Source organism: Pseudomonas sp. 273, from assembly GCF_029201425.1.
Lineage (GTDB): Bacteria > Pseudomonadota > Gammaproteobacteria > Pseudomonadales > Pseudomonadaceae > Pseudomonas > Pseudomonas delhiensis.
Map to the genome: position 1 here is coordinate 4,739,214 of NZ_CP116775.1, position 24,888 is coordinate 4,764,101.

Annotated in this window: 20 protein-coding genes and 1 pseudogene; 8 read left to right on the plus strand and 13 right to left on the minus strand. The window is 68.2% G+C overall.

What is annotated here, in order from left to right; translation table 11 throughout:
* Together PKO50_RS21565 and PKO50_RS21570 are read left to right on the plus strand one after the other, a co-directional pair.
* Positions 1–654 carry a CsiV family protein gene (locus PKO50_RS21565; protein ID WP_089392624.1) on the plus strand — a complete coding sequence of 218 codons (654 nt, stop codon included), beginning with the start codon at positions 1–3 and terminating at the stop codon, positions 652–654.
* Positions 655–670: 16 nt separating this feature from the next.
* Positions 671–3,960: pseudogene (locus PKO50_RS21570) on the plus strand (DEAD/DEAH box helicase).
* 384 nt (positions 3,961–4,344) lie between these two features.
* Here PKO50_RS21570 and PKO50_RS21575 read toward each other — a convergent pair.
* The 4 genes from PKO50_RS21575 to PKO50_RS21590 all read right to left on the minus strand — a co-directional run bounded on the left by PKO50_RS21575 (position 4,345) and on the right by PKO50_RS21590 (position 7,399).
* Positions 4,345–5,082 (minus strand): S-methyl-5'-thioinosine phosphorylase, encoded by a 738-nt coding sequence (locus tag PKO50_RS21575; protein WP_275627190.1) that lies wholly within the window; start codon positions 5,080–5,082, stop codon positions 4,345–4,347.
* A gap of 9 nt (positions 5,083–5,091) precedes the next feature.
* The gene (nagZ, locus tag PKO50_RS21580; RefSeq protein WP_275627191.1) at positions 5,092–6,090 is read right to left on the minus strand and encodes a beta-N-acetylhexosaminidase; all 999 of its coding nucleotides are present in this window, start codon (positions 6,088–6,090) and stop codon (positions 5,092–5,094) included.
* A gap of 10 nt (positions 6,091–6,100) precedes the next feature.
* Positions 6,101–6,625 (minus strand): L,D-transpeptidase, encoded by a 525-nt coding sequence (locus tag PKO50_RS21585; RefSeq protein WP_275627192.1) that lies wholly within the window; start codon positions 6,623–6,625, stop codon positions 6,101–6,103.
* Positions 6,626–6,691: 66 nt separating this feature from the next.
* The gene (locus PKO50_RS21590; protein WP_275627193.1) at positions 6,692–7,399 is read right to left on the minus strand and encodes a TetR/AcrR family transcriptional regulator; all 708 of its coding nucleotides are present in this window, start codon (positions 7,397–7,399) and stop codon (positions 6,692–6,694) included.
* Between the two features lie 229 nt (positions 7,400–7,628).
* Here PKO50_RS21590 and lexA point away from each other — a divergent pair, with 229 nt between their 5' ends.
* Both lexA and sulA read left to right on the plus strand, forming a co-directional pair.
* Positions 7,629–8,243, plus strand: coding sequence for a transcriptional repressor LexA (gene lexA / locus PKO50_RS21595; RefSeq protein ID WP_109936837.1), 615 nt, complete (start codon positions 7,629–7,631; stop codon positions 8,241–8,243).
* 11 nt (positions 8,244–8,254) lie between these two features.
* Complete coding sequence (gene sulA, locus PKO50_RS21600; protein WP_275627194.1) at positions 8,255–8,728, plus strand: SOS-induced cell division inhibitor SulA; 474 nt, start codon at positions 8,255–8,257, stop codon at positions 8,726–8,728.
* A 12-nt stretch (positions 8,729–8,740) separates the two neighbouring features.
* On the opposite strand, the gene PKO50_RS21605 is transcribed toward sulA, so the two are convergent.
* The 6 genes from PKO50_RS21605 to fadB form a co-directional block, all read right to left on the minus strand.
* Positions 8,741–8,974, minus strand: coding sequence for a hypothetical protein (locus PKO50_RS21605; protein ID WP_009621357.1), 234 nt, complete (start codon positions 8,972–8,974; stop codon positions 8,741–8,743).
* Positions 8,975–9,053: 79 nt separating this feature from the next.
* Entirely contained in the window at positions 9,054–9,575 is a 522-nt protein-coding gene (locus PKO50_RS21610; protein WP_275627195.1) for a DUF6586 family protein, read from the minus strand.
* 66 nt (positions 9,576–9,641) lie between these two features.
* Positions 9,642–12,251 carry a type I DNA topoisomerase gene (gene topA, locus PKO50_RS21615; RefSeq protein WP_109936839.1) on the minus strand — a complete coding sequence of 870 codons (2,610 nt, stop codon included), beginning with the start codon at positions 12,249–12,251 and terminating at the stop codon, positions 9,642–9,644.
* Positions 12,252–12,347: 96 nt separating this feature from the next.
* The gene (locus tag PKO50_RS21620; protein ID WP_177412120.1) at positions 12,348–12,605 is read right to left on the minus strand and encodes a DUF1653 domain-containing protein; all 258 of its coding nucleotides are present in this window, start codon (positions 12,603–12,605) and stop codon (positions 12,348–12,350) included.
* 319 nt (positions 12,606–12,924) lie between these two features.
* Entirely contained in the window at positions 12,925–14,100 is a 1,176-nt protein-coding gene (gene fadA / locus PKO50_RS21625; RefSeq protein WP_109936840.1) for an acetyl-CoA C-acyltransferase FadA, read from the minus strand.
* Positions 14,101–14,130: 30 nt separating this feature from the next.
* Positions 14,131–16,278 carry a fatty acid oxidation complex subunit alpha FadB gene (fadB, locus tag PKO50_RS21630; protein WP_275627196.1) on the minus strand — a complete coding sequence of 716 codons (2,148 nt, stop codon included), beginning with the start codon at positions 16,276–16,278 and terminating at the stop codon, positions 14,131–14,133.
* A gap of 435 nt (positions 16,279–16,713) precedes the next feature.
* Between fadB and PKO50_RS21635 the strand changes: the two genes are divergently transcribed.
* The gene (locus PKO50_RS21635) at positions 16,714–17,520 is read left to right on the plus strand and encodes a hypothetical protein (RefSeq protein ID WP_275627197.1); all 807 of its coding nucleotides are present in this window, start codon (positions 16,714–16,716) and stop codon (positions 17,518–17,520) included.
* Between the two features lie 21 nt (positions 17,521–17,541).
* Here PKO50_RS21635 and PKO50_RS21640 read toward each other — a convergent pair whose 3' ends face one another.
* On the minus strand, positions 17,542–17,979 hold the full coding sequence (locus PKO50_RS21640; RefSeq protein WP_275627198.1) for a hypothetical protein: 438 nt from the start codon (positions 17,977–17,979) through the stop codon (positions 17,542–17,544).
* 64 nt (positions 17,980–18,043) lie between these two features.
* On the opposite strand from PKO50_RS21640, the gene PKO50_RS21645 reads away from it, so the two are divergent.
* Positions 18,044–18,484 carry a universal stress protein gene (locus PKO50_RS21645; protein WP_043267328.1) on the plus strand — a complete coding sequence of 147 codons (441 nt, stop codon included), beginning with the start codon at positions 18,044–18,046 and terminating at the stop codon, positions 18,482–18,484.
* Between the two features lie 36 nt (positions 18,485–18,520).
* Here the strand turns inward: PKO50_RS21645 and PKO50_RS21650 are convergent, their stop codons facing one another.
* Both PKO50_RS21650 and PKO50_RS21655 read right to left on the minus strand, forming a co-directional pair.
* A complete protein-coding gene (locus PKO50_RS21650) occupies positions 18,521–19,204 on the minus strand; it encodes a hypothetical protein (RefSeq protein WP_089392638.1) in 684 nt (227 codons plus the stop codon).
* 66 nt (positions 19,205–19,270) lie between these two features.
* Positions 19,271–21,175, minus strand: coding sequence for an ATP-binding cassette domain-containing protein (locus PKO50_RS21655; RefSeq protein ID WP_275627199.1), 1,905 nt, complete (start codon positions 21,173–21,175; stop codon positions 19,271–19,273).
* 196 nt (positions 21,176–21,371) lie between these two features.
* Here PKO50_RS21655 and PKO50_RS21660 point away from each other — a divergent pair, with 196 nt between their 5' ends.
* Entirely contained in the window at positions 21,372–23,300 is a 1,929-nt protein-coding gene (locus tag PKO50_RS21660; RefSeq protein ID WP_275627200.1) for a transglycosylase SLT domain-containing protein, read from the plus strand.
* A gap of 125 nt (positions 23,301–23,425) precedes the next feature.
* Complete coding sequence (locus PKO50_RS21665; protein WP_275627201.1) at positions 23,426–24,877, plus strand: DUF3300 domain-containing protein; 1,452 nt, start codon at positions 23,426–23,428, stop codon at positions 24,875–24,877.
* Positions 24,878–24,888 lie beyond the last annotated feature (11 nt).

Below are 24,888 nucleotides of genomic sequence, written 5' to 3' on the forward strand. Positions count from 1 at the left end.
ATGTTCCGCTACCTGCCGCTGCTGCTTGCCCTTATCGCCCCGGCGAGCTTCGCCGACGACCTCTACCAGGTCGAACTGATCCTGTTCCAGCAGGAAGGCGACGTCGTCTATTCCAGCCAGCCGGCCCCCGATGACTGGGCCAAGGGCGCCCAGCCGCTGGGCGAGGACGCCCGCCGCCCGACGGCGATGGACGCCCAGGCCAACAAGCTGGCCCAGGCCCAGGGATACCACGTGCTGATGCACAAGGCCTGGAAGCAGGCCATCGGCGAGGCGCCGGTGAAGATCGCCCTCGACGAGGGCCGCCAGCAGGACGGCCACTTCCCGGTGGAAGGCACCCTGACCCTGCGCCAGCAGCGCTTCGTCGACACCCAGGTGGACTTCTGGATCAACCAGTTCGGCGGCGACGGCCTGCTCGCCGGCAGCCAGCACATGGTCCAGGACGTCAGCCTGAAGAATGACGTGCTGGCCTACCTCGACCATCCCAGCCTGGGCATGCTGATCCGCGTCAGCCCGCTCAACGCCAAACCCACCACCCCGCCGCCGGCGGAGATGCAGGAAGAGGCGCCGGCCGGCCAGCCGCAGCAGAACGCGCCGGAAGCCCCGGCCAACGGCGGCTTCGACGCCCCGCCGGCGAGCGAGCCCGACCAGCAGTAACCACGAAGGCCGCGCCATGGTCCCCTTTGTCGAGCACCTGCGACGCCTCCCCTGGCGCCGCCTGTTCCCCGCCGTCACCCTGGTCCGCGGCGAAGCCTATGCCCGCGAGGGCCGGGTGCAGATCATCCGCCTGACCGAGCGCACGCTGGATAGCCTGTGCGATGGCTCGGGCAGCAATCGCTACCGCCAGCACATCAGCCTTTCCGCCAGCGGCGATACCCTCGACTGCGACTGCGATTGCCCGGTCGGCTTCGACTGCAAGCATTGCGCGGCGGCGCTGTCGCACCTGCTGGAAGGAGCGAATGCCCCGACCTCCCCGGCGCCTGAGCCAGCCGTCCGCCCGCCCCACAGGGTGGCCACCGAGCTGTCCCCCGACCTGCAGCACTGGCTGAGGAAGCTGCCCAGCGCCCTCAAGGAGCAGCCGCCCAGCGCGGCGAAGCACCAGTCCCCCCTGTACTACCGCCTGACCAAGAGCGGCCGGATAATGATCCACACGGCCGCCCACACGGCAGACGGCAAGTTCCAGGGCTACCTGCGCATCGCCTCGATAGCCCTGAGCCTGCCCCACGTGGATGCCGTGGACCAGCAGATCCTGGCCCTCGCGCTGGATACCTCGGGCACCCAGCCCCACGTCAACGAAGTAGCGCCCAAGGGCCGCAAGGGCGCCGAACTGCTGGAGCTGATCCTGCGCAGCGGGCGCCTGTTCCTCGAACTGGGCCCACCGGCCAGCCAACTGCTCCCAGGCCCGGAGTTGCCCGCACGGCTCGCCTGGCGCAGGGACGAGTACGGAGACTACAGGGTCGCCTGGGATACCGACGCCGAACCCCGGCCGCAACTGCTGACGCAACTGGCGCCACCCTGGTACCTCGACCGCAGGAACCTGCGCGTGGGCCCGCTGCACCACGGCCTGCCCGAGGCCCTGGCCAGCTACCTGCCGAGCGCCCCGCCGGTGAGCGAGGAAGAAGCCATGCTGTTCGCCCTGCAACTGAAGGAACTGGCGCCCCAGGCGCCCCTGCCGGTGAGCCACGAGGAACGGCGCCTGGAAGACGTCCACCCCGTTCCCCACTTGTACCTGACCAGCCGGACGCAGCGTTCCTACAACATGGAACGCTATGGATTCGTCGACGAACTGCACCACCTGGCTGCGCTGAACTTCGTCTACCAGGGGCAGCAGGTGCACGGCCCGGCGCGCAAGGGCGAACCGATCCGCTACCACGCCGATGGCACCTTCGTCACCATCGAGCGCCAACCCAAGGTCGAGCAGGCCTTGCGCAAGGCCCTGCAGAAGCTGGGCCTGGAGAAACTCGGCAAACACGACGCCCCCAGCTCACTGAGCTACAAGCACGAAGTCTTCTCGGCGGATGCCGACCTCTGGCCCACCATCCTGCGCGGCCTGCCCAAGCTGCGCGAACAGGGCTGGGTGGTCGAGATGGCCGACGACTTCCTCCTCGACCTCAGCGAGATCGAGGACTGGTACGTCCACATAGAAGAAGAGCCCGGCAACGCCTGGTTCGACCTGGAGCTGGGCATCCGCGTCGACGGCCAGGAGGTCAGCCTGCTGCAACCGCTGCTGGAACTGCTCCGCCAGCGCCCCGAGGTGCTGCGCAATGGCAGCGCCACCGAGCTGCCCCTACAGCTCGACGCGCATCGCCAGGCCGACGGCAAGCCGCTGAAGGTCAGCCTGCCATTGGAACGGGTCAAGGCGATACTGCACGTCCTGGAAGGGTTGTTCCTCGCCAGCCCGGAAAACGACAGCAACAGCCTGCGCCTGTCGCGCGCCGATGCCGGCCTGCTCGCCCAGCTCGACGAACACTCCCTGCAGTGGCAGGGCGGCGAACGCCTGCTGCGCTTCGCCCGCCGCCTGCGCGACCACCCGCAGCAGCCCTGCCGGGCCCCGAGGGCCTGCGCGCCGAGCTGCGCCCCTACCAGCTGCAGGGCCTGGCCTGGATGCAGGCGCTGCGCGAACTGGAAGTGGGCGGCATCCTCGGCGACGACATGGGCCTGGGCAAGACGCTGCAGGTGCTGGCGCACATCCTCGCGGAAAAGCGCGCCGGGCGCCTGGACCGCCCGGCCCTGGTGGTGATGCCCACCAGCCTGGTGGCCAACTGGCAGGACGAGGCCGCGCGCTTCGCCCCGGAGCTGCGCGTGCTCACCCTGCACGGCAGCGACCGCCACAAGGGCTTCGACGAACTCGGCCAGCACGACCTGCTGCTCAGCACCTACGCCCTGCTGCCGCGGGACATCGGGGCCCTGGGCCGGCAACCGCTGCACCTGGCGGTGTTCGACGAGGCGCAGTACCTGAAGAACGCCAGCAGCAAGTCGGCCCAGGCCGCGGCGAAGCTCGACGCCCGGCAGCGCCTGTGCCTGACCGGCACGCCCCTGGAGAACCACCTGGGCGAGCTCTGGGCGCTGTTCGACCTGGTGATGCCCGGCTGGCTGGGCGATGCGCGCAGCTTCGCCCGCCTGTACCGCAACCCCATCGAAAAGGCTGGCGACAGCCAGCGCCTAAACCACCTCAATGCCCGCATCCGGCCCTTCCTGCTGCGCCGCCGGAAGGACCAGGTGGCCGGCGAGCTGCCGCCCAAGAGCGAGATCACCCACTGGGTGGAGCTCAGCGACGCCCAGCGCGACCTCTACGAGACCGTGCGCCTGGCCATGGACAGCAAGGTCCGCGCGGAAATCCAGCGCAAGGGCCTGGCGCGCAGCCATATCGTGGTGCTGGAGGCCCTGCTCAAGCTGCGCCAGGTCTGCTGCGACCCGCGCCTGCTGGGCGAGGCCGTGCCGACGGCGGCCTCGGGCAAGCTCGGCGGCCTGCTGGAGATGCTCGACGAACTGCTCGACGAAGGCCGCCGGGTGCTGCTGTTCTCGCAGTTCACCTCGATGCTCGAACTGATCCAGGCGGAACTGGACGCGCGCGGCATCCGCTACGCCCTGCTCACCGGCGACACCCGCGACCGCCGCGGGCCGGTGGAGGACTTCCAGCAGGGCCGCGTGCCATTGTTCCTGATCAGCCTGAAAGCCGGCGGCACGGGCCTCAACCTCACCGCCGCCGACACCGTGATCCACTACGACCCCTGGTGGAACCCGGCGGTGGAACAGCAGGCCACCGACCGCGCCTACCGCATCGGCCAGGACAAGCCGGTGTTCGTCTACAAGCTGATCGCCCGCGGCACCCTGGAAGAGAAGATCCAGCAGTTGCAGGCGAAGAAGGCGGCCCTGGCGGCCGGCGTGCTGGAGGAAGGCAAGGACAGCGGCCTGCAGCTGCAGGACAGCGACATAGACGCGCTCTTCGCGCCACTGCCGTAGGAGCGCGCCCTGCGCGCGAAATCGCGGACGGAATCCTACGGTCGCACCCAACCGTAGGGCGAATAACCGTTCGCGGTTATCCGCCGCCATTCGTGCCGCCGGGGTGTCCGGTGTGGCCGGTGAGTCCAATCGCGGACGGAGTCCGCTCCTACGCGGGCCGAGCCATGCCATTCCCCTGTAGGAGCGCGCCCTGCGCGCGAATCGCGGGCAGGGCCCGCTCCTACAATGGGGCGACATGGGAGACGCGAATTTTGATCCAGTCACCCCTGCGAACGAGGGAGCCCAGAAGACAGTTGCTCCTCCGACCGTGCTTCCTGGAACCGTAGGAGCGGACTCTGTCCGCGATAACCGAACGCCCCGGCGCGATTCGCGGCGGCAGGCCCGTCAGCCCGCCAGCACCCGCGCCAGCGCCTCGCGCACCTTGCCGATGCCTTCATGCAGGGCCTGCTCGATCTCGGCCATGGTGATGATGCCGCTGGACTTGCCGGCCGCCGGGTTGACCACCAGCGACAGGCAGGCATAGGGCAGGTCCAGCTCGCGGGCCAGGGCGGCTTCCGGCATGCCGGTCATGCCGACGATGTCGCAGCCGTCGCGCTCCAGCCTGGCGATTTCCGCCACGGTTTCCAGGCGCGGGCCCTGGGTCGCGGCGTAGACGCCGTGGCTGCTGTGCGGGTGGCCCAGCGCCTGCAGCGCCGCCACCAGCTTCTGCCGCAGGCCCTCGTCGTAGGGATGGCTGAAGTCGATGTGGGTGACGTGGTCGATGTCGCCGGCGAAGTAGGTGTGCTCGCGACCGTAGGTGTAGTCGATGATCTGGTGCGGCACGCAGAGGTGGCCGCTGCCCATGGCGGCGTGGATGCCGCCCACGGCGTTGACCGCCAGCACCGCCTGGGCGCCGGCCTGCTGCAGCGCCCAGAGGTTGGCGCGGTAGTTCACCTGGTGCGGCGGGACGCGGTGCGGGTGGCCGTGGCGGGCCAGGAACAGCACCTCGCGGCCGGCGTACTCGCCGCGCTGGATGGGCGCCGAGGGCGCGCCGTAGGGCGTGTCCAGGTTCAGCGAGTCCTTCAGGGTCAGGCCTTCCAGCTGGGTCAGGCCGGTGCCGCCGATGATGGCGTAGACGGTCATGGCGAATCCTCAGTCGATCAGTTGTGCCGCGCGCAGTTCGCCCACGGCCTGCTGCCAGCGCGGCAGCTGCTTGTACTCGATGCCCGGCCAGGCCTTGGCGCGCATCCGCGCCAGGCGCTCGGGCGCTTTCGCCTTCAGGCGCTGCAACGCGCCCAGGGCCAGCTCGGCGGCGCCACGGTCGTTGCACACCAGGCCCATGTCGCAGCCGGCCTTGAGCGCGGCCTGGATGCGGCTGGCGGCGTCGCCCACCACGTGGGCGCCGGCCATGGACAGGTCGTCGCTGAAGATCACCCCGTCGAAGCCCAGCTCGCCGCGCAGGATGTCCTGCAGCCAGCGCCGCGAGAAACCGGCGGGGCCGGCATCCACCTGCGGGTAGATGACGTGGGCGGGCATCACCGCGTCCAGCTCGCCGGCCAGGCGCTGGAAGGGCACCAGGTCGCTGCGGCGGATCTCGTCGAGGCTGCGCTCGTCTTCGGGAATGCCCACGTGGGAATCCACCTCGGCCCAGCCGTGGCCGGGGAAGTGCTTGCCGGTGGCGGCCATGCCGGCGGCGTGCATGCCGCGGATGAAGGCGCCGGCCAGGCGCGTGGCCCGCTCGGGGTCGCCCTCGAAGGCGCGGCTGCCGACCACGGCGCTGCGCTGGTGGTCCAGGTCCAGCACCGGGGCGAAGCTCAGGTCCAGGCCCACCGCCAGCACCTCGGTGGCCATCAGCCAGCCGCACTGCTCGGCCAGGCGCTCGGCATTGGCGTTGTCGGCGATGGCGCGCATCGCCGGCAGGCGCAGGAAGCCCTGGCGCAGGCGCTGCACCCGGCCGCCCTCCTGGTCCACCGCCAGCAGCAGGTCCGGGCGCAGGGCGCGGATGGCCGCGCAGAGTTCGCGCACCTGGCGCGGGTTTTCGATGTTGCGGGCAAAGATGATCAGCCCGCCCACTTCGGGGTGGCGCAGGATCCGGCGGTCCTCGGCGGTGAGCCAGGTGCCGCCGATGTCGAGCATCAGGGAGCCTTGCATGGGGAAATCCTTAACAGGGTTCGGCCGTGCGCCACTGCGGCTGCGGCGCTTCGTCGAGAAGCACGCGGCAGTGCAGCGGCACGCGCGGGAAAAGTTGCAGCAGGTCGGCGTTGCGCAGCCGCACGCAGCCATGGGACAGCGGCACGCCCATGGGTTCGCAGTCCGGCGTGCCGTGCAGGTAGATGTAGCGACGGAAGGTATCCACTTCGCCCAGGCGGTTGACGCCGGGCTCGCAGCCGCTCAGCCAGAGGATGCGGGTGAGGATCCAGTCGCGCCCGGGGAACGCCTCGTGCAGCGCCTGGCTCCAGACCTCGCCGGTCCAGCGCCGGCCGCGCAGCACCGCGCCGCACGGCAGGCCCTCGCCGATCTTCGCCCGCACCTGGTGCAGGCCGCGGGGCGTGCAGCCGGAGCCCTGGCGCTCGCCGGCGCCGTTGCGCGCGGTGGAGACCGGCAGGCGCAGCACCAGGCGCTGCGCGGCGAAGCCGTAGAGCGTCTGGTCGGCAAGGGAAATGTGCAGCAGGTCGAGATCGGGCATCGTCCGCCAGCGACAGCAGGAATGGCCCGCTACTTTAGCCGATCGGCCGGGGCAGGCCCAGCGCGGTCAGACCTTGGCCGGCGCCGGGACCTTGCTGCGCGGCTTGAGCTGGGCGCCGGCCAGGGACGGGTCGCTCACCCCGCTGTCGGCGCGCATGCCGGCAGCGAGGAAGGGCACCATCAGGCGCATCACCTGCTCGATGGAGGTGTTCACCCCGAAGTCGGTCTCGGCCATGGCGCGCAGCGCCTTGATCCCCGACATGCTGAAGGCGGCGGCGCCGAGCATGAAGTGCACGCGCCAGAACAGCTCGATGGGCGGCAGCCGCGGCGCGGCCTCGTTCACCAGCTGCATGTAGCGGCGGAACACCTTGCCGTAGACTTCCTCGAGGTACTTGCGCAGGTGCCCCTGGCTCTGGCTGAAGGCCAGGCCCAGCAGGCGCATGAAGATAGACAGGTCGTTGCCGCTGCGCGGCTTCACCGCCATGGCCTGCACCACCAGCAGTTCGAGCAGTTCCTCGAGGCTGGCGCGTGGCCCGTCGGGCTTGGCCTGGCGACGGTCCAGTTCCTTTTCCAGGCTGGCGCAGAAGGGCCCGAGGAAGCGCGAGAAGACCGCCTGGATCAGCGCCTTCTTCGAGCCGAAGTGGTAGTTCACCGCCGCCAGGTTGACCCCGGCCTTGCTGGTGATCAGACGCAACGAGGTCTCGGCGAAGCCTTTTTCCGCGAACAGCTGCTCCGCAGCATCGAGGATACGTTCGACGGTTTCCGACTGGGCCATGGATGAATCCACCTGACAAACACTTGTTTGAAACTTACGTTTCACAGCAATCCATTGTCAAGCCTGGCACGGGGGATTGTTGCGGATTTTCAGGCAATACGACGAACGATACCAGCGGGACGTTGGCCGAATCCGCCGAATTACCACCCCGCCCGACGAAATAATTCGTTGCCAGCGGCCGACCACTGTATATAATTCCAGCAACTGTACAAAAAGACAGAGTAGGGACATGCAGAAGCTGACGCCGCGCCAAGCCGAGATCCTCGCCTTCATCAAGCGTTGCCTGGAAGACAACGGCTACCCGCCCACGCGCGCCGAGATCGCCCAGGAGCTCGGCTTCAAGTCGCCCAACGCCGCCGAGGAGCACCTCAAGGCCCTGGCCCGCAAGGGCGCCATCGAGATGACCCCGGGCGCCTCGCGCGGCATCCGCATTCCCGGCTTCGAACCCAAGGCCGCGGCCAACGAGGACGAGCTGCCGATCATCGGCCGCGTCGCCGCCGGCGCGCCGATCCTCGCCGAGCAGAACGTCGAGGACGCCTGCCGCATCAACCCCACCTTCTTCAACCCGCGCGCCGACTACCTGCTGCGCGTACGCGGGCAGAGCATGAAGGACGTCGGCATCCTCGACGGCGACCTGCTCGCCGTGCACGTCACCCGCGAGGCGCGCAACGGCCAGATCGTCGTCGCCCGCCTCGGCGAGGAAGTCACGGTGAAGCGCTTCAAGCGCGAGGGCAGCAAGGTCTGGCTGCTCGCCGAGAACCCCGAGTTCGCCCCCATCGAGGTCGACCTCGAGGAACAGGAACTGATCATCGAAGGCTTGAGCGTCGGCGTCATCCGCCGCTGACAGGAGGCACCATGCAGTATCCCCAGCCGCTGGACCTGCCCCAACTGCCGCTGTTCCAGGAGGCGCTCTGGGCCAACGCCGAAGAGCCCCTGCTGGCCCAGCTGGCGGAACCGGACACCACCGAGGACGAAGCCTTCAGCGAACTGTCGCTGCGCGGCCTGCCGGGCCACTGCCAAAGCCTGCTGGCGCCCATCCTGCGCGAACTCAGCGAAGAACAGGATGCCCGCTGGCTGACGCTGATCGCCCCGCCGGCCAGCCTCACCCACGACTGGCTGCGCAAGGCCGGGCTGAACCGCGAGCGCATCCTGCTGCTGCCGGCCCGCGACCAGGCGTCCGCCCTGAGCCTGGCCTGCGAGGCGCTGCGCCTGGGCCACAGCCACACGGTGGTCAGTTGGCTGCCGGCGCTCAACGGCCGGACGCGCGCGCAACTGTCCCGCGCGGCACTCGCCGGGCAGGCGCAGAGCCTGAATATCCGTCTGGGGTAGAAAAGAAGGGAATCAGTGCAGGACGCGCGGGCCGTCCTGCTCGACCTCGCCGCCTTCGGCGAGGCGGCCGGCCAGTTGCACGCCGACGTTGAACATCGCCTTGGCGATCTCGATGTGCTGGCCCTGCAGGAAGCCCTTGGCGTCGTTGGAGAACTCCAGGGTCACCAGCGCCTCCTCGTCCTCCGCGCGGCGCAGTACGATGCGGCCATCGGGCAGTTCAACGATTTCCAGGAATGAGGTCGGCATGGCTAGGTTCTCTCACAGCAGAACGGCCATTGTAACAGCGATGACCGCCCTACCCTAGCCCGCCGACTTACGGCTTGCATCAGAGTTCGGTCAGTGCCCCGCGGAAACGCAGCACCATTTCCTTCAGCGACTTGCGCCAGGCTTCCAGCTCGGCATTGCCCAGGGCCTGCGGCGCCTCGTCGTCCAGACTGACGGCCTGGATCAGCGGCTGGGTCGGGTCGACCTTGGCCTTGCGCGGCTCGCGCGGCGGCTGGAACAGCTCGGCGTAGGCGGCCAGCAATTGCGCCAGCCAGGTTTCCGGCTGCTGCGCCAGTTCCACCAGCTCGGCCAGTTCCGGGCTCGGCGAGGCCGCCAGCACCTCGGCGTTGAGCAGCAGCTCGACGCGCGGCGCATTGGCCTCGGGCAGGCGGTAGTAGCCGGCGATCTCGTGGGCCACGCCCAGCACCGCGCCGTACAGGTGGAACAGCGCCGCCTCGCGCTCGGCCTGGACCTGCGCCTGGGCGTTCATCGGCCGCACCTCTTCCGCCTTGCGCCAGGCTTCCAGGGCCAGGCCGGCGAAATACAGCTTCTGGTTGGTGCGGGTGTAGAGTTCCTGAGCCATCAGCGCGCCCTCATGCGGTCACTCGGCAGTATATGCGCGCCCCGCCTGCGCGGGGCGCGCCGCCCATCAGCGCTTGTCCTCGACCTTCCACTTGCCGCCGTCGAAGAAGGCGCGCCAGCCGGTGGGCTTGCCGTCCACCTCGGACTGCACGTACTGCTCCTTGGTCTTGCGGCTGAAGCGGATCACCGCCGGGCGGCCGTCCGGGTCCTTCTGCGGCGCGGCGAGCAGGAAGTGGTACTTCGGATCCAGCTCGTCCTTGTGCGGCACCAGTTCGCTCACCAGGGGCGCGCGGGTCTCGCGGTTCTTGGGGAACTGGCTGGCGGCCAGGAACAGGCCGGAAGCGCCGTCGCGCAGCACGTAGACGTCGTCGACCTTCTCGCACTTGAGCTCGGGCATGCGGATGGCGTCCATCTTCGGCGGTGCCGGCTCGCCATTCTTCAGCAGCTTGCGGGTGTTCTTGCAGGTCGGGTTGGTGCAGCCGAAGAACTTGCCGAAGCGGCCGGTCTTGAGCTGCATCTGGCTGCCGCACTTGTCGCATTCCAGGCTCGGGCCCTCGTAGCCCTTGATGCGGTACTGGCCTTCCTCGATCTCGTAGCCCGGGCAATCCGGGTTGTTGCCGCAGATGTGCAGCTTGTGCTTCTCGTCCAGCAGGTAGGCGTCCATCGCCGTGCTGCAGATCGGGCAGCGGTGCTTGCCGCGCAGCACGCGGGACTCGGACTCGCCCTCGTCGTCCGCGGCGATCTCGTCACCGGGGATGAGGTTGATGGTCGCCTTGCAGCGCTCCTTCGGCGGCAGGCTGTAGCCGGAGCAGCCGAGGAACACGCCGGTGGAGGCGGTGCGGATCATCATCGGCCGGCCGCACTCGCGGCAGGGGATGCTGGTCAGGGTCGGCTGGTTGGCGCGCATGCCCTTGTCGCTGACCTCGGCCACCTCGAGCTTCTTCTTGAAGTCGCCGTAGAACTCGTCGAGCAGGTGCTTCCAGTCGCGCTCGCCCTGGGCCACGTCATCGAGGTGCTCTTCCATGCCGGCGGTGAAGCCGTAGTCCATCAGGTTGGAGAAGCTCTCGTTGAGGCGGTCGGTGACGATGTCGCCCATCTTCTCGGCGTAGAAGCGGCGGTTGTGGGTGGTGACGTAGCCGCGTTCCTGGATGGTCGAAATGATCGCCGCGTAGGTCGATGGGCGGCCGATGCCGCGCTTCTCCAGCTCCTTGACCAGGCTGGCTTCGGAATAACGCGCCGGCGGCTTGGTGAAGTGCTGGCTGGGGTCGAGCTTGAGCAGCTTCATCGCCTCGCCCTGGGCCATGTCCGGCAGCACGTCGTCCTCGCCCGGCTTGTTCTGCTGCGGCAGCACCCTGGTGTAGCCGTCGAACTTGAGGATGCGGCCCTTGGCGCGCAGCTCGAAGTCACCAGCGGCGACGCTGACGGTGGTGGACAGGTATTCGGCCGGCGGCATCTGGCAGGCCACGAACTGGCGCCAGATCAGGTCGTAGAGGCGCTCGGCGTCGCGCTCCATGCCCGACAGCTGGGTCGGGCGCAGGTTGACGTCGGACGGACGAATCGCTTCGTGCGCCTCCTGGGCGCCTTCCTTGCTGGAATAGAAGTTCGGCTTGGCCGGCAGGTATTTCTTGCCGAACTCGCCATCGATGAAGCCGCGCACCATGTCGATGGCGTCGGCCGACAGGTTGGTCGAGTCGGTACGCATGTAGGTGATGTAGCCGGCCTCGTAGAGGCGCTGGGCCATCATCATGGTCTTCTTCACACCGAAGCCCAGGCGGTTGCTCGCAGCCTGCTGCAGGGTCGAGGTGATGAAGGGCGCCGAGGGCCGGCTGGAGGTCGGCTTGTCCTCGCGCTTGGCCACGCTGTAGCTGGAGGCCTTGAGCTTCTCCAGGGCGGCCATGGCCTGGGCTTCGTTCAGCGGCTTGAAGGCTTCGCCCTTCTCGCGCACCACTTCGAAGCGGGCCTTCTCGCCGCGCGGGGTGTTCAGGTCGGCGTGGATTTCCCAGTATTCCTCGGGGACGAAGGCGCGGATCTCGCGCTCACGCTCCACCACCAGCTTCACCGCCACCGACTGCACGCGGCCGGCGGACAGGCCGCGAGCGATCTTGGACCACAGCAGCGGCGAGACCATGTAGCCCACCACGCGGTCGAGGAAGCGCCGCGCCTGCTGGGCGTTGACGCGGTTGATGTCCAGCTCGCCGGGCTGCGAGAAGGCCTCCTGGATGGCCTTCTTGGTGATCTCGTTGAAGACCACGCGCTTGTAGCGGCTGTCGTCGCCGCCGATGGCCTCGCGCAGGTGCCAGGCGATGGCCTCCCCTTCGCGGTCCAAGTCGGTTGCGAGGTAGATGGTGTCGGCATCCTTGGCCAGGCGGCGCAGTTCGTCGATCACCTTCTCCTTGCCGGGCAGGATCTCGTACTTGGCCTTCCAGCCATGCTCCGGGTCCACGCCCATGCGGGTGAACAGCTGGCGCTTGGCCTTTTCCTTCGGCGACAGCGCAGGGGCTTCGGCGGCGCTCTTGCGAGCCTTGGCCGCGGCCGGCTCCTTGGCACTGGACGATCCGCTGGTGGGCAGGTCGCGAATGTGGCCGATGCTCGACTTCACCACGTACTGGTTGCCCAGGTACTTGTTGATGGTCTTGGCCTTGGCCGGTGATTCCACGATGACCAGCGATTTACCCATGGATCGGAAGATTCCTGCTTCGAGAAGGTGAATATAAGGAGGGAGGCGCCCGGAACGGCACCGCTATATATAGTGGCGGTCCGTCCAAGGTCAAGCTCAGGATTCCCTGGAACCGACCTGGGTCAATCCCAGCGGGTCGCTTTCGGGCGTTACCAGAGCAAAGCGCGGAACCAGCTCGCCGTCCACCTCCACCGCTTCGGTGAACATGCCCAGCGGGCGTACCCACAGGCCGAATTCGCCGTACAGCGCCTGGTAGACCACCAGGGTCTCCTCGCTCTCCGAATGCCGCGCCACGCCCAGCACGCGGTAGTGCTGGCCCTTGTAGTGACGGTACAGGCCGGTCTGCAGTTCCATACGCTGCCCTCCTCGACGAAAAAAGCCGCGATTCTCCGGTGCCGGGGCGCGCCAGGCAATCCCCCGTTCCGGAAAAACGAAAGCCGGGGCACAGGGCCCCGGCTCGTCCACCTGCGAAAGCTTAGAATCTGTTCACGATCTCGCGAGCTAGCGCAGAACAAGGCGCAACGACCAACGGGAGTAACAGCCGAAGGCTGGCCCGAAGGGCGAGCGCAGCGAGTCAAACAGGCGAGGAAGCGCAGTTTAGTCCACTAAATGAGCATTGCTCGCCTGTTTTTAACGCAGTTATGCCGACGCGCAGCAGATCGTGGGCAGGTTCTTAGACGCGTTCGAAGATGGTGGTGATACCCTGGCCGAGGCCCACGCACATGGTGGACACGCCCAGGGTGCCGCCGTTCTGCTTCATCACGTTCAGCAGGGTGCCGGAAATACGCGCACCGGAGCAGCCGAACGGGTGGCCCAGGGCGATGGCGCCGCCATGCAGGTTGACCTTCTCGTCCATCTTGTCGAGCAGCTTGAGGTCCTTCAGCACCGGCAGGGCCTGGGCGGCGAAGGCTTCGTTGAGCTCGACGAAGTCGATGTCGGCGATGGTCAGGCCGGCGCGCTTGAGCGCCTTGTTGGTCGACGGAACCGGGCCATAGCCCATGATCGCCGGATCGACGCCCGCCACGGCCATGGCGCGGACCACGGCCATCGGCTGGATGCCCAGGTCCTTGGCGCGCTGGGCGCTCATGACGATCATGCAGGAAGCGCCGTCGGTGATCTGCGAGGAAGTGCCCGCGGTCACGGTGCCGCCTTTCGGGTTGAACGCCGGCTTCAGCGAGGCCAGGCCTTCCAGGGTGGTTTCCGGACGAATGGTCTCGTCGAAGTCGAAGACCTTCAGGAAGCCGTTCTCGTCATACCCTTCCATCGGGATGATCTCGTCCTTGAACTTGCCTTCCTGGGTGGCCTTCCACGCCAGCTGGTGCGAACGCACGCCGAACTTGTCCTGGGCCTCGCGGGTGATGCCGTGCATCTTGCCGAGCATCTCCGCGGTCAGGCCCATCATGCCGGAGGCCTTGGCGGCGTACAGCGACAGGTGCGGGTTCGGGTCGACGCCGTGCATCATGCCGACGTGGCCCATGTGCTCCACGCCGCCGATGACGAAGACGTCGCCGTTGCCGGTCTGGATCGCCTGCACGGCGGTGTGCAGGGCGCTCATGGAGGAACCGCACAGGCGGCTGACGGTCTGGCCGGCGCTGGTGTGTGGGATCTGGGTCATCAGCGAGGCCATGCGGGCGATGTTCCAGCCCTGCTCCAGGGTCTGGTTGACGCAGCCCCAGATCACGTCCTCGACTTCCGCCGGGTCGACCAGCGGGTTGCGCTCCAGCACCTTGCTGATCAGGTTCGCGGACAGGGTCTCCGCGCGGGTGTTGCGGTGCATGCCGCCCTTGGAACGCCCCATCGGGGTGCGGCCGAAGTCGACAATGACAGCGTCTCTCGGATTCAGGCTCATAAATTCACTCTCGCTCTATTCGTTGCGCACTCAACCGAAGAACTGCTGGCCGTTCTTGGCCATTTCACGCAGCTTCGCGGTCGGGTGGTACAGCGGGCCAAGGTCGGCGTACTTGTCGGCCAGGGCGACGAATTCGGCCACGCCGATGGAGTCGATGTAGCGCAGCGCACCGCCACGGAAGGGCGGGAAGCCGATGCCGTAGATCAGGCCCATGTCGGCCTCGGCAGCGCTCTCGACGATGCCGTCTTCCAGACAGCGTACGGTTTCCAGGCACAGCGGGATCATCATGTAGTTGATGATGTCCTCGTCGGACAGCTCACGCTGCTCGCTGACGATCGACTTGAGCAGTTCGTAGGCCTGCGGGTCGCTGACCTTCTTCGGCTTGCCGCGCTTGTCGGTCTCGTAGGCGTAGAAGCCCTTGCCGTTCTTCTGGCCCAGGCGGTTGGCCTCGTACATGACGTCGACCGCGGTGCGGCCCTCGACCGCCATGCGGTCCGGGAAGCCTTCGGCCATCACGTCGCGGCCATGGTGGCCGGTGTCGATGCCGACCACGTCGGACAGGTAGGCCGGGCCCATGGGCCAGCCGAACTTCTCCATGACCTTGTCGATGCGCGCGAAGTCGACGCCGAAGCCCAGCAGCTTGGAGAAGCCGCCGAAGTACGGGAACAGCACGCGGTTGACCAGGAAGCCGGGGCAGTCATTCACCACGATGGGGTTCTTGCCCATCTTCTTGGCATAGGCCACGGTGGTGGCGACGGCGACGTCACCGGACTTCTCGCCACGGATGACCTCGACCAGCGGCATCATGTGCACCGGGTTGAAGAAGTGCATGCCGACGAAGTTTTCCGGGCGCTTCAGGGCCTTGGCCAGCAGGCTGATGGAGATGGTCGAGGTGTTGGAGGCGAGGATCGCGTCCTCCTTGACCACGCCTTCCACCTCGGCCAGCACGATCTGCTTGACCTTCGGGTTCTCGACCACGGCTTCGACGACGATGTCGACGTTGCCGAAGTCGCCGTAGGACATGGTCGGGCGAATGGCGTTGAGTGCCTCAGCCATCTTGGCCGGGGTCAGGCGGCCCTTCTCAACGCGCTTGCCGAGCAGCTTGGAGGCCTCGGCCAGGCCCATCTGGATACCCTCTTCGCGGATATCCTTCATCAGGATCGGGGTGCCCTTGACCGCCGACTGGTAGGCGATGCCGCCGCCCATGATGCCGGCGCCGAGCACGGCAGCCAGTTTCACGTCCCTGGCGACTTTGTCGTACTGCTTGGCTTTCTTCTTCAGTTCCTGGTCGTTCAGGAACAGGCCGATCAGGCTTTCGGCAACCGAGGTCTTGGCCAGCTTGACGAAGCCCTGGGCCTCGACTTCCAGCGCCTTGTCACGGCCGAAGTTGGCAGCTTTCTGGATCGACTTGATGGCTTCCACCGGGGCCGGGTAGTTCGGGCCGGCCTGGCCGGCGACGAAGCCCTTGGCGGTCTCGAAGGCCATCATCTGCTCGATGGCGTTGAGCTTGATCTTTTCCAGCTTGGGCTGGCGGCGGGCCTTGTGGTCCAGCTCGCCGGCGATGGCGCGCTTGACCAGGTCGAGGGCCGCGGCCTGCAGCTGCTCGGGGGCGACCACGGCGTCGACGGCGCCGACTTTCAGGGCGTCCTCGGCACGGTTTTCCTTGCCCGAGGCGATCCACTCCACGGCGTTGTCCACGCCGATCACGCGCGGCAGGCGCACGGTGCCGCCGAAGCCCGGGTAGATGCCCAGCTTGACTTCCGGCAGGCCGATCTTGGCGGTCGCGCTCATCACGCGGAAGTCCGCGGCCAGGCACATTTCCAGGCCGCCGCCCAGGGCGATGCCGTTGATCGCGGCGACGGTCGGGACCTCGAGGTCCTCGAAGGCGCTGAAGATCTTGTTGGCTTCGAGGTTGCCGGCCAGCAGCTCTTCGTCGGGCAGCTTGAAGTTGTCGACGAATTCGGTGATGTCGGCGCCGACGATGAACACGCCCTTGCCGCTGGTCACGATCACGCCCTTGACGGACGCATCGGCCTTGATCGCATCGACTGCTTCACGCAGTTCGTTCAGGGTGAGCCGGTTGAACTTGTTGACGGACTCGCCCTTGAGGTCGAAATTCAGCTCGACGATGCCGCTCTCAAGAGCCTTAACCGTGATGGCTTTACCTTGGTAAATCATCAACTGATCTCCACGCTAGGGAAGCTTGAACTCACGCATCGGACGCCGTGTATCGGGACCCTTCCGCAGTCGCGGAGCATAGTCCCAAAGCCTGCGGCACACCCGCCGATGCGATAGTCGGGGCCTTTGTTCGACCGTTCGTACGCAGCAAACGCTCGATTCATACGCCCGTTTGATTCGGGTGTGCACACCTTCTTCGAAAAGCCTGCGCTTGTCAATCGCGGAGAACCGTCCGAAAGGCCTCTGGTTCGCCGCATTCAGCGGCGTTCTCGCGCAACATTCACTAAAACCATGGCGTGCCGCGCCGCTGGCTGGCCTGGGGCCAGCCCCGCCGTTGGCAAAACGCCCGGACGCGGGTTAGAGTCCGGCGAATCGCTTGTCGCCGAGCATCGCGAAGAACAAGAAGAAGCCCCACGGCCCCAAGGAGACGCGCCCATGCCATGCCGACCGCTGGCCCGCCTGTTGTCCCTGTTCGTACTGTCCGCCCTGCCCCTGCTGGCCCACGCCGAGCCCGCCGGCGACCTGCTGGCGCTGCACCAGATGCGCCTGGCCGCCCAGCGCAGCCTGAGCGACCTGTTCCTGCTCAACGCCATGGCCGGCGACCCGCGCTACGCGGGCCTGGTGGCCAGCTCGACGGCCGACGCCGGCGCCGCCCTGGAACGCCTGGGGCAGATGCCCGGCAGCGCCTCGGCGCAGCTCAGGAGCAAGCTGCAGGAACAATGGGACGGCTACCGCCAGGCCCTGCAGCAGCAACTGCAGGCGCAGAAGCAGAACGGCTACAACGACTTCCAGCCCCTGGGCGACCTGGCCAGCCGCAACAGCCAGTTGCTGGATACCGCCGAACAACTCTACGACGGCATCCAGAAGGACAGCGGCCAGCAGGTGCCGCCGCTCACCCAGCAGAGCCGCGAGCAGAGCCTGCTGATGCAGTCGATCACCTGGAACTACGTGTCGCGCAACGCCTCGGTGGGCGCCAACCCGGTGCGCAGCGAGGACCAGCAGGCCCTGGACGACCTGACCAACCGCTTCGCCATCAACCTGCTGCAGTTGCAGCAGGCGCCGCAGACCAGCCCGGAGATCGGCCGCGAGCTGCGGGCCATCTCCACCAAGTGGCGGTTCATCGAGAAATCGCTGCAGAGCGCGGCGCAGAGCAACGTGCCCTTCCTCATCGACAAGTACTCCGACGGCATCATCGCCGACCTGGAGCAGGTCTCGGGCCTGTATGCCGCGGCGCAGCTCTGAATGAGGGCAGCGCTACGGCGCTCAGGCGCGCCGGGAAAGGAACTCGGCGATGCGCTGCAGGTGGCTGGCGTCGCCGCGCTCGCCCCAGTACAGGGCGATGAACTGCGCCGAAGCCTCGGCCATGTACACGTCGCCCGGCAGCGTCGCCAGGTCAGCGAGCAGCTGCGCATCGCCGCAGGGCTCGCGCCAGCGGTCCAGCCAGACGCCCGGCGCGCTCTGCCAGTAGCGCCACTCGTCCGTACGCCCGCGGCTGCGCCCGCGGTGGTACTGCGCGCAGCTCTGCGGCGGCTGCCGCTCCAGCCAGTGCGGCCACTCCTGGCGCGCCATCTGCATGGCCAGCCCCAGGCGCCGCGCCTGCAGGCGCAGGTCCATCTGCCCGCGCTGCCCGCGCGAGGGCATCAGCCAGGCCAGCGGGCTGAGCACCAGCGCCAGGAGCAGGATCGACCACCAGACTGTCATATCAGGTATACCTCGGCCCGAAGGGCCATACTTGCATTCATAACTGTCCCCGGAGGAGACGCTCATGCCCTACCAACACATCCTGGTCGCCGTGGACCTCACCGACGAATGCGACCCGGTGATGAAGCGCGCCGTGGCGCTGGCCTCCAGCACCCAGGCGCAGCTCTCCACCGTGCATGTGGTCGAGCCCATGGCCATGGCCTTCGGTGGTGACGTGCCGATGGACCTGTCGATGCTGCAGCAACAGCAGTTCGACCAGGCCAAGGAGCGCATGCACCAGTTCACCCTCTGCTACCCGCAGGTGTCCATCGCCCAGAGCCACCTGGTCTACGGCCAGCCGCGCCAGGAAATCCACCGCCTGGCCAAGGAACAGGGCTGCGACCTGATCATCGTCGGCAGCCATGGCCGCCACGGCCTGGCCCTGCTGCTGGGCTCCACCGCCAACGACGTGCTGCACGGCGCGCCCTGCGACGTGCTGGCGGTGCGCCTGCAGAAGACCGAGTGAGACAGCCCGGGCGCCCGCCGCGGCGGGCGCCCGGGTTCAGAACACTTCCCCCCCGCTCATCAACGCCGGGCGGACCTTCTGCAGCTGCGCCTCCAGCGAGTAGCTCATGCTCGAGGACATGGAGAAGAAGCTGAGGAATGCCTTGAGGTTGGAGTCGCCCACGCAGGTGTCGTGGATGCGCTGCCAGAACGCCTGGTTGACCAGCTGCAGCTGCTGGTACAGGCGCACCAGCCCCTTCAGTTCCCAGTCGGCGTGCCGCCCCTCGCGGTAGTTGAAGTACTGGCGCATCAGGTACAGCGACACCGCGCGGGTGATGAACTCCTGGTTGCTGGCGAACGGCAGGTGCTGCTGGGCCATCGGCTTGAGCCGCCCGAGCAGCGGGCAGGCGCTGGTGGCCATGATCACCCCCAGCAGCGCCCGCAGGCCCTCCTCCAGGCCGACCTGCTTGCGGTACTCGCGCTCGGGGGTGCGCACCAGCACCTCCACCTTCTTCAGCGCCGGCAGGCCGCGGAAGTCCTCGATCACCCGGTGCAGGTCCACCGCCGCCGGGCAGTAGCGGTGCTGCTCGCGGGACAGCGGGCAGTTGCTGCACTGGTTGTGCCCCAGGCGCGTCCACGCCGGCGCCCCGGCGGCCCGCTCGCCGTCGAAGCCGCGCTCCAGCTCGATGCGGTAGCTGAAGCCCTGCTCGTCATCCAGATTGATGCGGTACTCGATTGTCATGCCCTTCCCCAACTCGCCGATCGCCGCCACGGCGGCAGCCCCCGGGCACCTTCCCGACGGGGCGGGTCACTCTTCCAGTTCGGCCCAGCGCTCGATCAGCCGGTCCAGTTCGGCCTGCAGGCTGTCCAGGCGCTCCAGCGCCACGCGGGTCTCCTCCGGCGGACGCTGGTAGAAGCTGGGCGCCGAGATTTCCGCCTGCACGCCGGCCAGCTCGGCCTCCAGGGCGTCGATCTGCCCGGGGATGGCCTCCAGCTCGCGCTGCAGCTTGTAGCTGAGCTTCTTCTTCGCCGCCTCCGGCGCCGCGGCCGGTGCCGCCGCGGCCTGCGGGGCGGGCTCGGCGGGCTTCGCCGCCTTCTCCTCGCCCACGCCCAGCAGGCGCGGCGAACCGCCCTGGCGCAGCCAGTCGTTGTAGCCGCCGACGAACTCGCGCACGCGGCCCTCGCCTTCGAACACCAGGGTGCTGGTCACCACGTTGTCGAGGAACTCCCGGTCGTGGCTGACCATCAGCACGGTGCCGTCGAAGCCCAGCAGCACCTCTTCCAGCAGTTCCAGGGTTTCCACGTCCAGGTCGTTGGTCGGTTCGTCCAGCACCAGCAGGTTGGCCGGCTTGCTGAACAGCTTGGCCAGCAACAGCCGTGCCCGTTCGCCGCCGGACAGCGCCTTGACCGGGGTTCGGGCGCGCTGCGGGGAGAACAGGAAGTCGCCCAGGTAGCTCAGCACGTGGCGGTTCTGGCCGTTGATGGTGATGAACTCGCGGCCTTCGGCGATGTTGTCGATGACGGTCTTTTCCGGCTCCAGCTGGTGACGCAACTGGTCGAAATAGGCCACTTCCAGGCGCGTGCCTTCCTTGATGCTGCCGCTGGTGGGCTGCAGGTCGCCCAGCAGCAGCTTGAGCAGCGTGGTCTTGCCGGTACCGTTGGCGCCCAGCAGGCCGATGCGGTCGCCGCGCTGCAGCACCAGGGAGAAATCGCGGATCAGCGGCTCGCCGCCGGGGTGGGCGAAACCGACCTTCTCGGCGACTATCACCTGCTTGCCGGACTTCTCCGCCGCCTCCATCTGGAAACTGGCCTTGCCGGTGCGCTCGCGGCGCTCGGCGCGCTCGTTGCGCATGGCCTTGAGCGCGCGCACGCGGCCCTCGTTCCGGGTGCGCCGGGCCTTGATGCCCTGGCGGATCCACACTTCCTCCTGGGCCAGGCGCTTGTCGAACAGCGTGTTGGCCGCCTCTTCGGCCGCCAGCTGCTGCTCCTTGTGCACCAGGAAGCTGGCGTAGTCGCCCTTCCAGTCGATCAGGTGGCCGCGGTCCAGTTCGAGGATGCGGTTGGCCACGGCCTGCAGGAAGGCGCGGTCGTGGGTGATGAACAGCACCGCGCCCTGGAAGCCGGACAGCGCCTCTTCCAGCCAGGCGATGGCGCCGATGTCCAGGTGGTTGGTCGGCTCGTCCAGCAGCAGCAGGTCCGGCTCGGCCACCAGCGCCTGGGCCAGCAGCACGCGGCGGCGCCAGCCGCCGGAAAGCTCGGCGAGGGTCTTGTCGGCCGGCAGCTGCAGGCGCGTGAGGGTGGTTTCCACCAGCTGCTGCAGGCGCCAGCCGTCGCGGGCCTCCAGGGCCTGCTGGACGCGCGCCAGCTGGGTCAGGTCGTCCTCGCTCTGGATGTGCAGGCTCAGGTGGTGGTAGCGGCTGAGCAGCTCGCCGACCTCGGCCAGTCCCTCGGCGACCACGTCGTAGACCGTGCGCTCGTCGGCCACCGGCAGCTCCTGGGGCAGCTCGCCGATCTTCAGCGCCGGGGCGCGCCAGATGGCGCCGTCGTCGGGCATCTGCTCGCCCTTGACCAGCTTGAGCATGCTCGACTTGCCGGTGCCGTTGCGACCGATGATGCAGACCCGCTCGCCCTTCTCGATCTGCCAGGACACCTTGTCCAGGAGCGGCGTGGTGCCAAAGGCGAGGGATACATCGGTGAACTTCAGCAGGGTCATGGGGCATCTCCGGAAACTGGGGCCGCAGTGTAAGGGAAACTCGAAAAAAGTCAGAGCCTTGCGCGGACGCCGCGGCTGACATCTTTTGTGCCCGACGGTAGCCCCGCGACGCTTCCGCCGCCGCCGCGCAACAGGCTAAGCTTGTGCCTATAGGCGCCGATCAGACTGCGCCACGAATCACCATTGCGGAACAGTCATGCGCGGTCGCCTTTCACTTTTGTTCTCCTGCCTGATCCTCACCCTGACCAGCGCTGCGCCGGCGCATGCCGCCCCGCTGCAGCAGCAGCGGCAGATGTACGACGAGGCCAAGGCCGCCCTGGCGCGCAACGACAACGGCCCCTACCTGCGCTACCGCCAGGCCCTGGCGGATTATCCGCTGGAACCCTACCTGGGCTACGACGACCTGACCAACCGCCTGAAAAGCGCCAGCGACGCCGAGATCGAGGGCTTCCTCACCGAGCACGGCGACCTGCCGCAGATCAACTGGCTGAAACTGCGCTGGCTGCGCCAGCTGGCCGACCGCCAGGACTGGAAGACCTTCCTCGACTATTACGACCCGAAGATGAACTTCACCGAGCTGGACTGCCTGTACGGCCAGTACCAGCTCACCCACGGGCAGAAGGCCGCCGGCTACGAGACCGCGCAGAAGCTGTGGCTGGTGGGCAAGTCGCAACCCGACGCCTGCGACACCCTGTTCGACCTCTGGCAGGCCGACGGCCAGCTCACCGAGGACATGGTCTGGAAGCGCCTGAAGCTGGCGGCCGAGAAAGGCAACTACGGCCTGGCCACCACCCTCGCCAAGCGCCTGCCGACCCTCGGCAGCCTCGGCGAGCTGATGGTCAAGGTCGCGCAGAACCCCTCCCAACTGAGCCAGACCGAACGCTTCAGCCTGCGTACCCACGCCATGGCCGACGTCGTCGGCCTGGGCCTGCGGCGCCTGGCCAAGCAGGACCCGGAGCGCGCCCTGGGCCTGCTCGACGGCTACGAGAGCAGCCTGCCGTTCACCAGCGAAGAGAAGGTCAACATCGCCCGGCAGATCGGCCTGGGCCTGGCCCGCCGCTACGACCCGCGCGCCCTGCCGCTGATGACCCGCTACGACCCCGAGCTGCGCGACAACACCGTCAGCGAATGGCGCCTGCGCCTGCTGATGCGCCTGGGCCGCTGGGAAGACGCCTACCAGTTGACCCGCCAGTTGCCCAAGGACCTCGCCGAGACCAACCGCTGGCGCTACTGGCAGGCGCGCACCCTGCAGTTGGCCCAGCCGCAGAACCCACAGGCCATGGCGCTGTACCAGCCGCTGGCGCGCGAGCGCGACTTCTACGGCTTCCTCGCCGCCGACCGGATCAACGCGCCCTACCAGTTGAACAACCGCCCGGTGAGCATCAGCCCGCAGGTGATGCAGCGCGTGCGCAACGCCGCCAGCACCCGCCGCGCCCTGGAGTTCTACGCCCGCGGCGACGTGATCAGCGCCCGCCGCGAGTGGTACTACGCCGCACGGGTGTTCAACCGCGACGAACTGCTGGCCCAGGCCCGCATGGCCTACGACATGCAGTGGTACTTCCCGGCCATCCGCGCCATCAGCCAGGCGCAGTACTGGGACGACCTCGACATCCGCTTCCCGGTGGCGCACCGCGACAGCCTGCTGCGCGAGGCGCGCAACCGCGACCTGCACCCCAGCTGGGTGTTCGCCATCACCCGCCAGGAAAGCGCCTTCATGTCCGATGCGCGCTCCGGCGTCGGCGCCACCGGCCTGATGCAGCTGATGCCGGCCACCGCCAAGGAGACCTCGAAGAAATTCGGCATCCCCCTGGCCGGGCCGCAGCAGCTGATAGTGCCGGACCTCAACATCCGCCTCGGCGCCGCCTACCTCAGCCAGGTGCAGGGCCAGTTCAACGGCAACCGCGTGCTCGCCACCGCCGCCTACAACGCAGGCCCGGGGCGCGTGCGCCAGTGGCTGAAGGACGCCCGCCACCTGTCCTTCGACGTCTGGGTGGAGAGCATTCCCTTCGACGAGACCCGCCAGTACGTGCAGAACGTGCTGTCCTACTCGGTCATCTATGGGCAGAAGATAGGCGTGCCGCAGCCACTGGTGGACTGGCACGAGCGCTTCTTCGACGAGCTCTGAGCCACCCCGCCACCACGGCAAGCCGCATCCTCCCTCACGGATTTCCACCGGGCGCCTATGCTTGCAGGGGCGCCCGAGCATCCCGCTCCGGCCAGTGATTTCCGCCGTCTTGCGGGAGATGCGCCATGCGTCCAGTCCGTACAGCCCTGACCTTCGCGGTGCTGGCTCTCGCCAGTCTGTCCCTGCAACCGGCCTGCGCGGCCGACCCTGGTGCCCCGGCGGACAACCCGCCAGCGCCGGAGCAGATAGCACCGCCGCCTGCGCCCCTGCCAGCCGCAGCGCCAGCGCCGGTCGAAGCCGTCTTCAACGCGGAACAGCTGGAACAGATGCTCGCGCCCATCGCGCTCTATCCCGACTCGCTGCTGGCCCAGGTGCTGATGGCTGCGACCTACCCCGGCAACGTCGCCGACGCCGTGGCCTGGTCCAAGGCCCACCCCGGCGTCGAGGGCGACGACGCGGTGCGCCAGGTCGGCGACCAGCCCTGGGACCCCAGCGTGCAATCGCTGGTGGCCTTCCCCGCCGTGCTGCACCTGATGGGCCAGGACCCGGCCTGGGTGCAGCGCGTCGGCGACGCCTTCCTGGCCCAGCCCGACGACGTGATGCAGAGCGTGCAGAAGCTGCGCCAGCGCGCCCAGGCGGCCGGCACCCTGGCGTCCAACCAGCAGCAGAAGGTCTCGGTGAAGGAGGCCGCGCCAAGTGCCACGACGCAAGCGGCGGCGCCGGCGCAGACCATCATCATCGAGCCCGCCGACCCGCAGGTGGTCTACGTGCCCAGCTACGACCCCAACGTGGTCTACGGCCAGTGGCCGGCGCCGGCCTATCCGCCGACCTACTACCCGCCGCCACCGCAGTACCCCATCGCCACCGGCCTTGCGACCGGGCTGGCGTTCGGCGTGGGCGTGGCGGCCATCGCCTCGCTGTGGGGCGATTGCGACTGGGACCACGGCGACGTCGATATCGACGTGAACCGCTACAACAACATCAACGTCAACCGCCGCATCGACGCCAGCCAGCGTACCTGGCAGCACAACCCGAGCTATCGCCAGGGCGTGCCCTACCGCGGCCAGGCCGCCCAGCAGCGCTACGACCGCCGCCTGGCCGGCGCCGACCAGCGCGCCGCCCTGCGCGGCCAGGACCCGCGCGCCGCCGAGCGTGACCGTGCGCGGCAGAGCCTGGCCAAGCACGGCGTGGAAGCCCCGGCCACCAGCAACCGCCAGGCCCGCGAGCGCGCCCAGAGCGCCAGCCGCGAGATGCGCCAGGAGCCGGGGCTGCGCCAGGACAACAAGCTGCGGCAACGCGAACAGGCCAGTTCGCGCCCCCGCGAGCGCGCGCCGGACAACCTGAAGTCCCAGCGCCAGGCCCGCGAGCGCTTCGCCGGCAGCCAGGGGCCGCGCAACAACGCCTTCGCCGACGCCCGCAACCCGCGCCAGGCACGCGCCAGCAGCGAACGCGGCCAGCTCAGCCGGGCCAGCTCGCGCAACAGCATCGGCGCCGGCCGGGCGCAGGCCCAGCATGTCGGGCGCCCGGTGCAACGCTCTGCCCCCGCGCTGTCGCGCGGCGGCCGTTCCAGACGCTGAGAGGAGCACCG